Below are 15,444 nucleotides of genomic sequence, written 5' to 3'. Positions count from 1 at the left end.
ATATTTTTATATATCATATATTGCCGCATGTTTTTAATTAATTTAGGTTTTGCTTCTTATTTAAATAATTAATTATTAGTGGTGTTTATGAAAAAATATCTTGCATTTGTATTTTTAATTTTCTCCTTGCAAGTTCAATGTATAGAGCCTAAAGATAATAATCAAAGCATATTTAAATTAATTGTTCATGAATATATGAGAGTGAGTATGGAGGAATATAACCATTCATTATCACAAGAAAAACGAGAGAAATATAAGCGCGAATTGTCTTTAGCATATGCAAATTTCTTGAAGAGTTGGTTTGAGTTAAACGGAAATAATAACCCTAGAAAGGTAGATATTAGATTCTACGAAGCTGTTGTTATTCATGAGAATGGGCATAAGGCATCAGGAATACCATATGATGCTTGGTTTTTTGCTGATATCTATGATGTTTTAAATGAGGCTGATAGAAATAAACTTTGGGATGAAGTTTTAGATTTAATGTCTGGTAACCAAGAAAAGCAAGATGCAAAAGTGTTTATTAACTTATGGTTAAAAATGAAATCAGAAGCACAAAGTGAAAATGCGGAAAATCGTGAAAAAAGCCAACGATGGCTAAATAGAATGAGAAAAATTCCTTTAGTTATTGAAATAGAAAAAACGCTAAGAAAAGTAGATGAAGGTTTTTATCGTAAAAAATAAATATCCAGTCTAAATTGGGATTTAAATATGAAAATAAAATTTATTTTTTCTATATTTATCTTGTTAATTTCAACTCTATCTATGGCAGATAATCGTTCTGGTTTTGTTTGTGGTCGGTTTAATGGGAATATTGTTGAAGTAACTAGAAATTATGTTGATTTTATCGCTGAATATGAGGGGTATAGTTATTTTGACCGTAGATTAGTCAAAAATAAAAAAGGGTGTGATGCTAATTTTACCGTATTACCTTTAAGAATGACATGGCCGGAAATGCACCCTGTCGATAGAATGAAGCCAGAGTCAAATGAAAAGGAGATAAGAATATCGGTAAAACCAATGACGAATGATACAGTATCAATGAATAAGTTTAGAGATAATTCAATTAATGACGATTTTCTTGGTAAAAGAAGTGGCATTTATTACGATGATGAACTTGATTTATACTTTATTGAATATGTTAAAGAAAATGCAATAAATTATAATGGTAAAAATTATCAGAATAGAACACGAGTATATTGGTATGAAAATAAAAATGAAGTAATAAGTATTATTACGTGTCGCTGGTTAACTTTAAAAGGAGGTTATTATCGATGTGATATAAATGGACAAATTCCTGAAATTAATGTCTCTTTCCAAATAGATATTAAATGGGATCTAATCCATCAGTGGAGGAAAATTTTATTGAAGTCAAAAGGATTTGTAATAATTCATCTTAAATAGAAAAGGATTTTAAATGTCAAATAATACAAGATACAGTGCTAGTAGAGTGTTTACAAAAAATGATCTTATTACGATTAAAAAACTATTAAGAGAAGATAAAAGCCCAAAGGAGATGTATCAGTATCTAGCGAACAAAGGTGATAGATATTCTTTATTTGCTGGAGTGGATGGAAGTGAATCGGTTTTTTGGGGGATTGATTCTTTATATTTTCCTAGTGAAGACTCATCATGGCATGATGAAGACGCCAGAAATAAGGATTTTAAAGAAATAGATTTTAAACTAGCAAGTGAATATTTAAATTTACTTGAGGGTAAACTCATTAAATCAGGCGGAGAACTTGTTGAAATACTTGATATTAGTCATGATGAATTAATTTCAATTAATATTAAAGCTTGCTCAGGAAGTCGATTTAATATTGAAGATTGGTATTTGTATGCGGTATTTGAATCGCTTTCACCAAATGAAAAAAAAGGATTTTGGACTCATAGGTTAAACTCTAGCACTGAGTTCAAAGAACAAGTTAGTCATCATTATAAAACGTTTGAGATGATGATTAAAAAATATATGGTAAGTGATGGTACTAACAAAGAGATGCTAAAGTCATGGCTGACTAGTAAGTTCTATATTTCAATGTATAGAACATTGAGTGATTCACAATTCGATGAGCTTGATAAGATAAGAAATTCTGAATCAGAATTATCCATATTAATGAAAGATGTCATGGGCAGTATAAAAACAAATGAAAGGGTATTAGGTGATGTCGTTCCTTGGGTATTTGATGAAGTCGATGCTGATGAGATCCTGATTGAGGATGCTCTCTTATCAATGGAGAATGGGATAAATGAAAATATATTATTTTGGGAAACTAAAGAGGAAAAATTAAAATTTTTAATGAATGAAGTAAATATAAATAGGCATAATCGTAGAAAAAAACGTTCTGTATCATTTGATGATATTGAAAAAAATGACTTAGAGTTACATCTAAAAGATATGCAGGATGTTTGTGATAAAGTAGAGCGAGAAGAAGACCCTGAAATTTTATATGACTATCTTGAAGCAAATAATGAACGGTACGGTATAATTCCTAAAGGGCTTGTAAAAGGTGATTCATATGCAGGAAAAATGGCAATAAACTACTTAATTGAAAAAGCTAGAAACGATAATATTACATTAAATTCTAATATGTTGAAAAAGATACAACTTACAATAGCAATTAATACTTGTAAGGTAGAGCTAAGTAAGTTTAAGAGTAATGGAACTGAAGTTTTACGTGAAAGACTGACTGTTGACGAAATAAAAAAAATACATAAAGACTCACTCAATGAATTAGGCTTATCTGAAGATTACTGGACATTATCGATTCCATTTAAAATTATTCCTCCAGAGGAACATGATGAAATATACTCCGAAATGTTATTAAATTCAGGGAACAATCAAAGTGAGGTTGAGTATGGTCTTTACTTAGTGGATAAAATGATAATAAGCATTAAAAATAATCCATCTAAAGAAAAGTTTAATATGTTTTTAGAATGGGCTAATACTGTATCGACAGTAGATAATATGGTAGAAACGGGTTTTGTCTTCGGTGAATACATTAAAGAAAGAAGTGCAACATTTACAGAGTATATGAGAATTAAAATAAAAGAACTAAGAGAAGTCATTCCTGTAAGTGATTTAGAGATTTACGGAACCACGAACTCAACACCTACAACTAGAACACAGCCTATAAATAAGGAAGTGCTATCCCCCTCATCAATTAATCACCCTCATAATATGGTAGATAAATCTATAGTAGAAAATATCTATCCAAAAGTTGAACCTGATAGAGAATTAGCACCACTGACAACAAATCTGCTTAATATAATAAAACCTGAGAATATGGAAGCTTCAACAAATCATTATCTAGAACGACCAAGTGTTGTCTTGCCTGGAACAGATGGATTTAAAGATTTTCCTGAAGATAGAATTCAACATAATCATCACTTTGAAAATATGATTGGGCACCTTAGTGACCACATGTCCTCTATAAATCACTCATCAAGTTCTTTTGATAGAGATTTTAGAATCCCACAAGCACCAAGTATGCCTGAATTTAACTACAGTGGTGGCTATAGCAGCTCATCATCCAGATTCTCATTTTAACTTTATTAACACTCAATAACGTTTCAATAAAAAACGGCGGTTATTGAAGTTGATAAACTCACAATAACCGCCGTTGTAATCTCGAAATATTTAATCTGGTTTAAATTAAATATGATTCAATAAAATGACGTTTAAATGGACTCATCCAAATAAATGCGTTCCACTTTCTGGCAACCTAACGCGTGCAAGGTATTTTCTGTTGTACACCACTGCTGGACCGTTGCATCTTGTTTTTCCACTAACACCGCTTGTTCGATAGCATGAATATCTTTACCCGCTAAATTCACCATAATTAGTGCCGCTTGTAATGGTGGTAAGCTCGGGTTAAACGCAGCATTTTCGGCGTAGCGCCCTGTAAACAGGGAGCCATCTTTTAACTGCACGGCTATACCAGAGTGAGATTCACTGTATGGTGCGTGAGATTGGTTTGCCGCTTCAACCGCAGCAGATAACAATCTATCGCGGCTTTGATTTTGATAACCATGGTTCACATTATCGAGTAGCAATGTGGTGATATTCAGATCCGATGGACCGAATGAATCAGGCAAATAATCATGAAGTGTGGCTGCTTGGCGTTTTGGTAAATGCACCATAATCTTACCGCCTTCACGCAGTTCATTCATAAATTGTCGGCAGTGACCGCAAGGCGTGTAGTTAACGGTAATTGAGGTTAATTGTTTTTCACCTTTTAACCATGCGTGGGTAATAGCACATTGTTCTGCATGGATAGTTTGACCAATAGAAACATGGTTAAATTCCATATTTGCGCCGAAATAGAGATTACCGCTGATACCGCAAGCGATTGCGCCTACATTAAAGCGAGAAATTGGCGTAACAGCGTAAGCCGCTGCGAAAGGTAATAATGAAAAAGCGAGTTCACTGTCCGTGCATCCACTCTCAGCTTTAATTTGTTTTACTTGCTCAGCGGTTAACATGGCTGAGAAATCAGGTTTGTCCATAATCGGTTTTAGGACAGACTGTAACTTTTCTGGAAGTTCGGCCCAAGCGGCCTTGAATCTTGAATGCATAAGTAACCCTCCCTATTTAATTGTTTTCATTCTATTCAATTAATAGGGGGCTTGGATGTGATCGCGATCACTCCATGAATGCAATCAATGAAACAAATTCATTAAATGAGAGATGTATCTCAAGTTTTTGCACTGAAATTTGCATAAGAGAGGTACATGACCTCTCTTATTGATTCAGTTTAGCTAAATAAGTGAAGAATGACAGGGAAGATAAAAGGTGCAATCAACGAGGTGATTACCCCGCAGGTCATTAACGCTAATGAACTGTATGCCCCTTCAATGTAGTTAATTTCTGCACAGCGCGCGGTTCCTAGCGCATGGGAGGCTGTACCCATAGCTAAACCACGTGATGCGTGGGTACGAATACGTAATACATCAAATAGGCTATGACCGAACATCGCCCCTAAAATCCCGACAAAAAGGACGCAAGCGGCGCTGATTGCTGGGATGCCTCCGACTGAATCGGCAACTGCCATGGCTATCGGAGTTGTCACTGATTTAGGTAATATTGACCCTGCAATATCCGGTGTTGCACCAAGCCACAGTGCAATAGCGGCGCCCGTAAACATCGCCACAATACTGCCAGCAAAACAGATACTAAATAGGGATTTCCATTGCGCTCTAATCTGGTGCATTTGCTCGTAGAGCGGAAAGGCGAGGGCGACGACGGCCGGCTGCAATAAATCATTGAGTATTTTACTGCCCGCAAAATAGTGCTCATAAGAGGTATTCGTCAGGATCAGTAGTGGAATAATAATCGCGATAGTTAACAATAATGGGTTCAGAATGGGCAATTTGCACTTGATCGACAGCGCTCTTGTCAAATAGAAAACAACGATAGTTAATGGCAGTGACCACCAAATATGTTCTAACATCACTCTTTCCCCTTGGTTTTATCATTATTGATGCTTGAAGATATGGGTTCTTCAGGAGGAAGAGGAACTTCATCAGGCTTCACACCCACAATAGGGCGTTCTTTATGGATATAGTTTGAGCTGACTGCGACAACAATCATGACGATTAATGTACTGGCGATGCAGGAGACGACAATCGGGATCATCTGTTGGCTGAGTAAATCATAATAATTCATAATTCCCACACCGATGGGAACGAATAAAATCGTCATGTTTTTCAGCAGGATGCTACATCCAGGTTTCGCCCAATGAGCAGGGACTATTTGCAATGCTAGCAAGACAAACAGCAGTAACATACCGACAATACTGCCGGGAATGGAAAAAGGAAGCAGTTTGGAAATCACATTTCCGATGATTAGGCAGAGGTAAAGTATTGCGAAGGCTCGCAAATATTGCCATCCGGTGTTCAATACTTGTTTTAATGACATGGGACTTGTCCTATTACTCGACAGGCATTCATCATACAATTAACTTGAAAATTGTGCCAGAGATCACAAATAAAAACCCATAAAAAAACGGAGCTCACTGAAGTGGCTCCGTTTTATATTGATATGGTCTAAGTTTGTTGTTCAATTTCTCGAACGACAATCCATGACTTATTTGACCTGCATTCCCGGTTGTGCGCCATTATCTGGGCTCAGTAGGTAAATATCTTTACCACCAGGGCCTGCTGCCATCACCATACCTTCGGAGATACCAAAGCGCATTTTACGTGGGGCAAGGTTTGCCACCATCACGGTTAAACGACCTTCCAAGACTTTTGGATCTGGGTAGGCACTGCGGATCCCAGAGAATACTTGGCGAGTTTCACCACCGATATCTAACTGTAATTTCAGCAGCTTATCTGAACCTTCAACAAATTCTGCTTGTTTGATCAGCGCAATGCGCAGGTCAATTTTAGCGAAATCATCAAAAGTGATGGTTTCTTGAATTGGGTCATCTGCCAGAGGGCCTGTCAGTTGCTTAACTGGCTGAGCACTTTGCTTGGACGCTTCTACCATCGCTTCCGCTTTTGCTAATTCAATACGGTTAAATAACGCTTTAAATGGCGCTACGTCGTGATTTAGTAATGGCGAGTTGATGGAATCCCACGTTAATTCAACTTTCAGGAACTCTTCCACGCGCTTAGTTAAGCTTGGCAGAATTGGTTTCAAGTAAGTCATTAATACGCGGAACAGGTTGATACCCATCGAGCAGATATCTTGCAGTTCTTGGTCTTTACCTTCTTGTTTCGCAACGACCCAAGGCGCTTTCTCATCTACATAGCGGTTTGCAATATCCGCTAATGCCATAATTTCACGCACAGCTTTGCCGTATTCACGGTTAGTAAAGTCGTCACCGATCACTTTTGCCGCATCAACAAATTGTTGGTATAGCGCTGGCTCGGCTAAGTTTGCGGATAATTTTCCAGCAAAACGTTTAGCAATAAAGCCTGCGTTACGTGAAGCTAAGTTCACCACTTTGTTTACGATATCGCTGTTCACACGCTGTACGAAATCTTCTAAATTCAAGTCGATATCGTCGATGCGTGAAGAGAGTTTCGCTGCATAGTAATAACGTAGGCAGTCAGCATCGAAATGGTCTAAGTAAGAGCGAGCGGTAATAAATGTGCCGCGAGACTTAGACATTTTTGCACCATTAACGGTGACATACCCGTGAACAAACAGGTTGGTTGGTTTACGGTAGTTGCTGCCTTCTAACATGGCTGGCCAGAATAGGCTGTGGAAATAGACGATATCTTTGCCGATAAAGTGGTAAAGATCCGCTTTAGAATCTTTATTCCAGAAGTCATCAAAGTTTAAATCGCTGCGTTTGTCACACAGGTTTTTAAACGAGCCCATATAGCCGATTGGCGCATCCAGCCAAACGTAGAAATATTTACCCGGCGCATCTGGAATTTCAAAGCCGAAATACGGGGAATCACGAGTGATATCCCACTGCTGTAAGCCAGATTCAAACCATTCTTGCATTTTGTTAGCCACTTGCTCTTGCAGTGCGCCAGAGCGAGTCCATGCTTGCAGCATGTCGCTAAATGCAGGTAAATCAAAGAAAAAGTGTTCAGTTTCACGGATAACTGGCGTTGCACCTGAAACCACTGAGCGTGGGTTAATCAGGTCAGTTGGGCTATAGGTTGCGCTACAAACTTCACAGTTATCGCCGTATTGGTCTTCCGCTTTACATTTCGGGCAAGTACCTTTAACGAAACGGTCTGGCAGGAACATGCCTTTTTCTGGGTCGTAAAGCTGTGAAATGGTTTTGTTTTTAATAAAACCATTGCTTTTTAATTTGCCGTAAATCAGTTCGGATAACTGTTTGTTTTCTTCGCTATGGGTTGAGTGGTAGTTATCGTAGCTAATCTGGAAGCCTGCAAAATCGTCCTGATGCTCTTGGTTCATTGCTGCGATCATTTCTTCAGGCGTAATGCATAATTGCTGAGCTTTTAGCATGATCGGTGTTCCGTGCGCGTCATCAGCACAGATGAAATGAACCTCTTTGCCGCGCATTCGCTGATAACGGACCCAAATATCAGCCTGAATGTGCTCCAGAATATGACCGAGATGGATTGAACCGTTAGCATATGGTAACGCACAGGTTACCAGTAATTTATTCGCGACTTGAGACATAGTAACTTTCTTACTTCCATTATTAATAAAGGGTCTTTGATGTTAACCGATCAATAAAAATGTCGCTAGGGCAATAAAATATTAATCGGCAATTATTAGGAAAAAACGCTAGGTGGAAACAAATTTTTACTGTTTGTGGTTTTTCATTCGCTAGGCGGTCACTATTTTTTTCGTTCTCTGCTATCATGCAACGTAGTCAAAAATGTGTAGTTACAAAAAAGAAAATAAAGGAGCCGGGATGAACGATAAATCCCCCGAGCAGAACAAACCAGAACTGCTGACTGAACAAGTCTCCACTGTTTTGGCTTCATTTACACACCCAACTCTCAAGCGCAATCTGATTTCAATCAAAGCATTGCATCGTTGTGCGCTGTTGGACAATGTGTTGCATGTCGAATTAGTTATGCCATTTGTCTGGAAAGGCCCATTCCAAACGCTGATCAGCGAAAAAACCGCTGAGTTAAAGCAATTGACGGGTGCTCACGCCGTAGAATGGAAATTACGCCACGATATTACCACTCTGAAGCGTGCTAATGATTTACCAGGCATCAATGGTGTACGTAATATTCTTGCGGTGAGTTCAGGTAAAGGTGGTGTGGGTAAATCCAGTACTTCCGTGAACTTAGCGTTAGCGTTAGCGCAAGAAGGCGCAAAAGTTGGTATCCTCGATGCGGATATTTACGGGCCTTCAATTCCGAATATGCTGGGAACGACACTGGAGCGCCCAACGTCTCCAGATGGTCAGCACATGGCACCGATTATGGCGTATGGCTTAGCCACTAACTCCATTGGTTACTTAGTCACTGACGATAACGCGATGGTATGGCGTGGCCCAATGGCGAGTAAAGCTTTGATGCAGATGCTGCAAGATACGCTATGGCCAGATCTGGATTATCTCGTTATCGATATGCCACCGGGAACCGGTGATATCCAACTGACTCTGTCACAAAATATTCCAGTGACAGGCGCAGTGGTTGTGACCACGCCGCAAGATATTGCCTTAGTAGATGCGATGAAAGGGATTGTCATGTTCAAAAAAGTGAACGTGCCAGTGCTGGGTGTTGTTGAAAATATGAGCGCACATATTTGTAGTAACTGTGGTCATGTAGAGCCTATTTTCGGTACCGGTGGTGCAGAAAAATTGGCTGAGAAATACAACACTAAACTGCTAGGTCAGGTTCCGCTGCATATTTCATTACGTGAAGACTTAGACCGTGGTCAGCCAACCGTAATGCGCGACCCTGAAGGCGAGTTCGCTGATATCTATCGTGAAATTGCGTCTAACATCTCTGCATTGATGTATTGGGAAGGGGATAAGATCCCGACGGAAATCTCTTTCCGCGCCGTGTAATTAAATGGCATCGATAAAGGCTATTTGGTCAGTAATGACTAAGTAGCCTTTTTTATTGCCATAAAATCCGATTCTTTGATTGTTCTGATTTATTCTCAAACTGTTCCTTTATTGTTGTAGGCTGCGTAGAATGACGCATAAGTGAATTTCCTAGCCTGAAAATTAACGATATAGAAAATTCAGTCTTTATTCCGTTGGCGAATGCCTAAAAGGTGATTATGAAATTTTTAATTTTTATTGTCGTATTGGTGCTGATTGTTATTTATTTTTATAACCGCATCGTTGCATTACGTGAAGCAGTCGTTTCTAGTGAAACTGAGATCTCTGTTCAATTAGATCGCCGCGGTAAAGTTTTTGATAGCTTACTGGCGACGGTCAAAAAATATTTAAGCCATGAAACAGAAGTCTTCACTAAAATTACAGAGCTCAGAAGCCAAGCACAAAATGCGACGGGGGATAAAGCTCGTGAAGCGGAAGATGCGCTGTCCAAAATGGTGAGTAGCGGAGCCATCAATGTGGCAGTTGAAGCGTATCCAGAGCTAAAATCTGATGCGATCATGGCAAATTTACAAGAAGAGATCGTCTCTTCTGAAAATAAACTCTCTTTTGCTAAACGTGGTTATAACCGTTCATTAGAAACTTATAATGCGTATATCGCTTCTATGCCTGCTGCATTAATTGTTGGCATTATTCCTAGCTTGAAAATTAATAAAGAATATTGGCGTTTAGACGAAGCAGACATCAAAACTGAAGAGTCTCGTCGTATTAATTTCGATTAAATGGATGTTGCCATTGGCAGGGTTTTATTATGGATTTTAGAAACGTTATACGTAAAAACAATATCCGTACTCGGTTAGTTGTGTTGAGTTATATTGTGTTGATGCTAATGATTGATTTGCTCGCGGATACCGCAACCCATCCAGATGAGAGAATGGATTTTACCTCGAACCTGATAGCATTTGCGACATTACAACAACTGCCAGTGGCAACCTTTATTATTCTTGGTCTGACATTTCTAGGTTTACTTTATATTCATTTCTTTGGGCATAAATTGATGCTTGCAGGAATGAATGCGAAGGAAATCACCCAAGAAGGGGCTTCAACCCCGGAAGAAAGACAGCTATTTAATATTTTAGAAGAACTGAGTTTAAGTGCGACACTAGGTTATATTCCACGCCTGTATATTTTGGACACAGATGAACCCAATGCATTTGCGGCTGGCTGGAATTCTCGTAATGCTTTGGTCGGCATCACGCGTGGTTTATTACAAACGTTAAATCGCCAAGAAGTTCAAGCCGTAATGGCCCATGAAGTGGGGCATATTATCCATGGTGATTCAAAATTAACGCTGTATGTGGGTATTTTAGCGAATGTTATTTTGACGGTAACGAACGTTTTTGCTCAAGTGTTTATTCGCTCAGCAGGACGCAGCCGCAATAATTCAGCGAATAAAGCACAAACCATTTTATTATTGATGAATATCGTGTTGCCAATCATTACCAAAGTACTCTATTTTTATTTATCGCGTACCCGTGAATATATGGCGGATGCGGCAGCGGTGGATTTAACTTCTGATAACCAAGCAATGATAAGTGCCTTGAAGAAAATTTCAGGGGATCATCAAAAGCATGATTATGATGATGAAAGCACTGGACAGGCATACAGACAGGCGGCATATATTTTTAACAAGGGTGATTCTGTATTTTCAACGCATCCTTCCATAGAGAACCGAATTGCGGCTTTAGAAGGGCGTAAACAGTTTTAAACTTAGCGCGAAGCTTGCGCTTTGAAGAATAAAAAATTGGGTGCGTTTTTTTATCAGTCTTTGACGAGATAGACTGGTACAGCGCACCATTACACCCTATAATTCCCGCCAACCATAACACTATGATGTTATGCACTTCATTTCTAAAATTTTTAACCAGGTTACCATTTTATGACTGACACATCGCATCACTGTACCATTGTAGGTATATCGGGCGCTTCTGCATCTGGCAAAAGCCTAATCGCAAGCACCTTATATCGGGAGTTAAGAGAAAAGGTTGGTGATCATAATATCGGTGTTATTCCAGAAGACTGTTACTATAAAGATCAAACAGATATTCCGATGGAAGAACGACTCAAAGTGAATTACGACCATCCAAATTCAATGGATCACAGTTTACTTTATGAACATCTTAAAGCACTGAAAAGTGGTCAAGCCGTCGAAATTCCTCAGTATGACTATGTCGCTCATACTCGCAAACAGCAAACCGTCAGTTTTAAACCAAAAAAGGTCATTATTATTGAAGGTATCCTATTATTAACAGATAAGCGTTTACGCGAAGAGATGGATTTCTCTATTTTTGTTGATACACCGCTGGATATCTGCTTAATGCGCCGTATCAAACGTGATGTTAATGAAAGAGGAAGAACATTAGACTCGGTTATTGAGCAGTACAATAAAACGGTTCGTCCAATGTTCTTACAATTTATTGAACCATCGAAGCAATATGCCGATATTATCGTACCTCGTGGCGGTAAAAACCGTGTGGCGATTGATATTTTGAAAGCGAAAATTGGTGAGTTCTGTCAGGACTGATAGCATCAAATATCGCCAGCGATAAGCTGCCATGAATATATAAAATAATGAAGGGGGAAAGTGATCATGCGTCTTTGTGACCGCGATATAATTCAGTGGATGGATGAAGGTCGACTTGTTATTAGCCCGCGTCCACCGATTGAACGGATCAACGGAGCGACTGCGGATGTTCGTCTTGGGAACCAATTTCGTGTTTTTCGTGGACATACTGCGGCATTTATTGATCTCAGTGGACCAAAAGATGAAGTCAATGCGGCATTAGACCGTGTGATGAGCGATGAAATTGTTCTTAAAGATGACGAGCCTTTCTTCCTTCACCCTGGTGAATTGGCGCTGGCAGTTACGCTAGAATCCGTCACGCTACCCGATAATTTAGTCGGTTGGTTAGATGGTCGCTCTTCACTAGCAAGACTTGGATTAATGGTTCACGTCACAGCTCACCGGATTGATCCAGGCTGGCGTGGTCAAATTGTGTTAGAGTTTTATAACTCAGGTAAGTTACCTTTAGCATTACGTCCGGGCATGGTGATTGGTGCACTGAGCTTTGAACCGCTATCAGGCAGTGCAGACAGACCTTATAACAGCCGACAAGATGCAAAATATAAAAACCAACAAGGTGCTGTTGGTAGCCGTATTAGTCAAGATTAATACGGCAAGATAGCGAGCGGCCTCTTCTATGGAGTTTGAAGAGGTCAGCAATCGCTAACGTCAAGGAATGACAAGCGAAAGATGTGACAAATAAAGTAAAAGAGAGGGATGCATGAAACGGTTTTTAACGACGCTGATTATTTTACTTGTGGTGGTAGTTGCGGGGCTAACAGCTTTAGTGATGTTAGTGAACCCGAATGATTTTAGAGGCTACCTCGTTCAACAAGTTGAGAAAAAAAGTGGTTACCAACTTGATTTCAAAGGTGATATGCGTTGGCATGTATGGCCAACATTGAGCATCATTACAGGTCCCGTCTCAGTCACAGCACCTAACGCCAGCCAGTCTATTTTAAGTGCTGAAAATATGCGCTTAGATGTGGATTTATGGCCGTTAATTTCCCATCGACTGTCTGTCGAACAAATTGTCATTGATGGTGCAGTAATTCGCAAAACACCTGAAAGTGAACCCATTGCGACGGTTAACACCCCCGTTGCCCCTGGTGGTAGCCAAGTACCTACTGATACAACAGATAAAAGCCAATGGTTACTCGATATTAGTAAAATTGATATCACCAATAGCTTAGTCATTTGGCAAACCCCGAAAGATGAATACAACCTACGCAATATTAATCTGTCACTGAAAAAAAGTGATGATAAACAAGTTGCGATGAAATTCAGCGGTAATTTAAATAAAAACCAACAAGAATTTAATTTTGATATTAAATCAGATATCGATTTATCTAAATTATCTCAGCAGGTAAGTGGAAAAATCACGCAATTTGATTACCAACTCAGTGGTGTTGATTTACCAGAAAATGGTATTAGTGGAAAAATCACCTCAGATTTCCTGTATACAAAAGCTAACTCAGGAGAGATTCGTCTTGAAAATCTCGCCATTCAGGCAAATGATAGTCAATTAGCAGGGACAATCAGTGTCAATTTAACCGATATTCCTGATGTGACTGTTAATTTATCCTCGCCTTCTTTGAATCTCGATACATTAATTGGGCAGGCACCGGCTGCGGGTAAATCAAATACAGCCAGTGCCGCCTCTGAAAATACCGCCAGTAATAATGAGCGTGTAGGCGTTAAACCAGTGATTTCTGGTTCCAACATGCAGAAGTATGATTTAACGGGGCTAAAAGGGTTTACCGCGCAATTTAATGTCTCGATGGACACATTAATTTATCGTGGAATGTCGATGACTGAGGTGAAAATCAGCGGTGATAACCAAACACCACGTTTAACCATTTCTCAGTTAGAGGGCAATGCGTTCGGTGGGCAATTCTCACTGCCCGTAACCATTAACTACAGCGCTATTCCTGCGCAGGTTTCGGCAAAACCTGTATTTAATAATATTAATCTTACTCCGGTATTAAAGGCATTTAGTATGCCTGAAAAACTGAGCGGGATTATCTCATTAAATGCCGCATTATCCGGTATTGGCTACGATGATTATGCGGTTAAAAATCAGTGGCAAGGACCGGTTAATTTTGAGCTACGCAGCGCTAAATTGGCAGATTTAAACATTCCGCAGTTGATTCAACAATCGGTATCCCGTTTCACTAATAAAATCAATATGCCAACAGATACCAACAGCTTCACAGAAGTGGATTTATTCACCGTGTCGGGATATCTCAATAAAGGCAATATGAATATTTCTTCTCTTAAAGCAACGTCTTCACTGTTGAATATTACAGGGCAGGGTCGCGTGAATATTCCAAAAGAAACCATTGATGTCAATTTAAGTGTGAATATTCTCGGTGGTTGGGCAGGGGACTCGCGCTTAGTGCAACAGCTGCGTAGCATGAATATCCCACTGCGTATTTACGGTGGTTGGAATAACTTACAGTACCAATTGGATGTGGAAAAATTACTGCGTAATGAACTACGAACTCAAGCTAAAGAAGCCATTGGTAATTTTTTGAAAAAAGAAGAAAATAAAGGGCTAAATGATTTATTAAATGCGTTGTAATTTAGATGATATAGAGCCGCCCGAAAATGAGCAGTTCTATATTTATAGACATAATAATAAGATTATTTATGTCCATACTCCTCGTAATCTTTCGCTCTTATTGCCGCGGTATTGCTATCTATTTTAGTATTTTTACTGCATTCATTATTAGATACATTCTTGCGCAATATTTTATTTTCAATAGTATTAATTTTATTTTTACTTACTGAAATTGCATTATTCAGTTTTGTGAGTGTCTCTTGTTTTGAATGATGATGCTTATATGAAGAGCTATCTAATCTGTCTTGATATTTTTGGATTGAACTTGCAAGTTCTGTTAGCTGCTCTTTGATGCTTGTAGGGTCTTTTTCCCATGATGGTGTACGGCTATCCATCATGAGGTCAATACTAGATTTAATTTGTGTTAATTTCGTTGAAATATTCTTTTTAAGATTTTTAATTTCTTTTAAATGAACAGTTTTTTTACTTTTATTCTCTTGAGGGTGCTGGGTTGAATCATTTTTCACATTCGTTGCTGACTGCGTAAATGTCACTGTATTTCCAGCTAAATTCGTTATGCTTGCACGGCGCAGTTGAACTGATGGAGTATTATTAATTGTAGTCATTAGGTAGAGTCTCATTAAAAGTTAATTATTAAACTATTTGAATTATTCAATGAGCGAATGATTTTTTCTTTAAAAAAACGCGGTTACATTTGAGTAAGGATGCATTTTCCCTTATTACGGGCAAAAAAATACCGGCTCAATATTAAGATAAAGGCCGGTATTTAGATTGTA

At 38.8% G+C, this 15,444-nt stretch carries 14 protein-coding genes; 9 read left to right on the top strand and 5 right to left on the bottom strand.

The features are described 5' to 3' along the window. Nucleotides 1-87: 87 nt before the first annotated feature. Genes GKR48_RS14835 through GKR48_RS14825 form a run of 3 tightly spaced genes read left to right on the top strand, consistent with a single transcriptional unit; the run spans nucleotide 88 to nucleotide 3,547 of the window. Nucleotides 88-684, top strand: coding sequence for a hypothetical protein (locus GKR48_RS14835; RefSeq protein WP_154628632.1), 597 nt, complete (start codon nucleotides 88-90; stop codon nucleotides 682-684). 27 nt (nucleotides 685-711) lie between these two features. After that, on the top strand, nucleotides 712-1,404 hold the full coding sequence (locus GKR48_RS14830; RefSeq protein ID WP_154628631.1) for a hypothetical protein: 693 nt from the start codon (nucleotides 712-714) through the stop codon (nucleotides 1,402-1,404). Between the two features lie 13 nt (nucleotides 1,405-1,417). Continuing rightward, complete coding sequence (locus tag GKR48_RS14825; protein WP_154628630.1) at nucleotides 1,418-3,547, top strand: hypothetical protein; 2,130 nt, start codon at nucleotides 1,418-1,420, stop codon at nucleotides 3,545-3,547. 131 nt (nucleotides 3,548-3,678) lie between these two features. On the opposite strand, the gene cdd is transcribed toward GKR48_RS14825, so the two are convergent. The 4 genes from cdd to metG form a co-directional block, all read right to left on the bottom strand. Further along, nucleotides 3,679-4,575: a cytidine deaminase gene (gene cdd, locus GKR48_RS14820; RefSeq protein ID WP_154628629.1), complete on the bottom strand. Its 897-nt coding sequence runs from the start codon at nucleotides 4,573-4,575 to the stop codon at nucleotides 3,679-3,681. A gap of 179 nt (nucleotides 4,576-4,754) precedes the next feature. Then, nucleotides 4,755-5,450: a CidB/LrgB family autolysis modulator gene (locus GKR48_RS14815; RefSeq protein WP_154628628.1), complete on the bottom strand. Its 696-nt coding sequence runs from the start codon at nucleotides 5,448-5,450 to the stop codon at nucleotides 4,755-4,757. Next, nucleotides 5,450-5,917, bottom strand: a complete 468-nt coding sequence (locus GKR48_RS14810; protein ID WP_154628627.1) for a CidA/LrgA family protein — start codon at nucleotides 5,915-5,917, stop codon at nucleotides 5,450-5,452. Before GKR48_RS14810 ends, GKR48_RS14815 begins: the two co-directional genes overlap by 1 nt. A 168-nt stretch (nucleotides 5,918-6,085) precedes the next feature. Further along, nucleotides 6,086-8,113, bottom strand: a complete 2,028-nt coding sequence (metG, locus tag GKR48_RS14805; protein ID WP_154628626.1) for a methionine--tRNA ligase — start codon at nucleotides 8,111-8,113, stop codon at nucleotides 6,086-6,088. 238 nt (nucleotides 8,114-8,351) lie between these two features. Between metG and apbC the strand changes: the two genes are divergently transcribed. The 6 genes from apbC (at nucleotide 8,352) to asmA (ending at nucleotide 14,668) form a co-directional block, all read left to right on the top strand. Then, nucleotides 8,352-9,464: an iron-sulfur cluster carrier protein ApbC gene (gene apbC / locus GKR48_RS14800; RefSeq protein ID WP_006662269.1), complete on the top strand. Its 1,113-nt coding sequence runs from the start codon at nucleotides 8,352-8,354 to the stop codon at nucleotides 9,462-9,464. 218 nt (nucleotides 9,465-9,682) lie between these two features. After that, on the top strand, nucleotides 9,683-10,243 hold the full coding sequence (locus tag GKR48_RS14795) for a LemA family protein (RefSeq protein ID WP_006660137.1): 561 nt from the start codon (nucleotides 9,683-9,685) through the stop codon (nucleotides 10,241-10,243). Between the two features lie 29 nt (nucleotides 10,244-10,272). Further along, nucleotides 10,273-11,229 (top strand): zinc metalloprotease HtpX, encoded by a 957-nt coding sequence (gene htpX, locus GKR48_RS14790; protein WP_154628625.1) that lies wholly within the window; start codon nucleotides 10,273-10,275, stop codon nucleotides 11,227-11,229. Nucleotides 11,230-11,400: 171 nt separating this feature from the next. Further along, the gene (gene udk / locus GKR48_RS14785; protein ID WP_154604353.1) at nucleotides 11,401-12,045 is read left to right on the top strand and encodes a uridine kinase; all 645 of its coding nucleotides are present in this window, start codon (nucleotides 11,401-11,403) and stop codon (nucleotides 12,043-12,045) included. Nucleotides 12,046-12,111: 66 nt separating this feature from the next. Further along, nucleotides 12,112-12,693, top strand: coding sequence for a dCTP deaminase (gene dcd, locus GKR48_RS14780; RefSeq protein ID WP_036949679.1), 582 nt, complete (start codon nucleotides 12,112-12,114; stop codon nucleotides 12,691-12,693). Between the two features lie 112 nt (nucleotides 12,694-12,805). Further along, nucleotides 12,806-14,668, top strand: a complete 1,863-nt coding sequence (asmA, locus tag GKR48_RS14775; RefSeq protein WP_154628624.1) for an outer membrane assembly protein AsmA — start codon at nucleotides 12,806-12,808, stop codon at nucleotides 14,666-14,668. 62 nt (nucleotides 14,669-14,730) lie between these two features. Here the strand turns inward: asmA and GKR48_RS14770 are convergent, their stop codons facing one another. Next, the gene (locus tag GKR48_RS14770) at nucleotides 14,731-15,273 is read right to left on the bottom strand and encodes a hypothetical protein (protein WP_154628623.1); all 543 of its coding nucleotides are present in this window, start codon (nucleotides 15,271-15,273) and stop codon (nucleotides 14,731-14,733) included. Nucleotides 15,274-15,444: the final 171 nt, after the last annotated feature.

Source organism: Providencia sp. wls1943, from assembly GCF_009706275.1.
GTDB classification, from domain to species: Bacteria; Pseudomonadota; Gammaproteobacteria; order Enterobacterales; family Enterobacteriaceae; genus Providencia; species Providencia zhijiangensis.
This window is presented reverse-complemented; position numbering and strand designations above follow the sequence as displayed.

Coding starts and splice junctions, on each gene's coding strand:
- GKR48_RS14835 (WP_154628632.1), top strand. CDS start 88: ATGAAAAAATATCTTGCATTTGTATTTTTAATTTTCTCCTTGCAAGTT.
- GKR48_RS14830 (WP_154628631.1), top strand. CDS start 712: ATGAAAATAAAATTTATTTTTTCTATATTTATCTTGTTAATTTCAACT.
- GKR48_RS14825 (WP_154628630.1), top strand. CDS start 1,418: ATGTCAAATAATACAAGATACAGTGCTAGTAGAGTGTTTACAAAAAAT.
- cdd (WP_154628629.1), bottom strand. CDS start 4,575: ATGCATTCAAGATTCAAGGCCGCTTGGGCCGAACTTCCAGAAAAGTTA.
- GKR48_RS14815 (WP_154628628.1), bottom strand. CDS start 5,450: ATGTTAGAACATATTTGGTGGTCACTGCCATTAACTATCGTTGTTTTC.
- GKR48_RS14810 (WP_154628627.1), bottom strand. CDS start 5,917: ATGTCATTAAAACAAGTATTGAACACCGGATGGCAATATTTGCGAGCC.
- metG (WP_154628626.1), bottom strand. CDS start 8,113: ATGTCTCAAGTCGCGAATAAATTACTGGTAACCTGTGCGTTACCATAT.
- apbC (WP_006662269.1), top strand. CDS start 8,352: ATGAACGATAAATCCCCCGAGCAGAACAAACCAGAACTGCTGACTGAA.
- GKR48_RS14795 (WP_006660137.1), top strand. CDS start 9,683: ATGAAATTTTTAATTTTTATTGTCGTATTGGTGCTGATTGTTATTTAT.
- htpX (WP_154628625.1), top strand. CDS start 10,273: ATGGATTTTAGAAACGTTATACGTAAAAACAATATCCGTACTCGGTTA.
- udk (WP_154604353.1), top strand. CDS start 11,401: ATGACTGACACATCGCATCACTGTACCATTGTAGGTATATCGGGCGCT.
- dcd (WP_036949679.1), top strand. CDS start 12,112: ATGCGTCTTTGTGACCGCGATATAATTCAGTGGATGGATGAAGGTCGA.
- asmA (WP_154628624.1), top strand. CDS start 12,806: ATGAAACGGTTTTTAACGACGCTGATTATTTTACTTGTGGTGGTAGTT.
- GKR48_RS14770 (WP_154628623.1), bottom strand. CDS start 15,273: ATGACTACAATTAATAATACTCCATCAGTTCAACTGCGCCGTGCAAGC.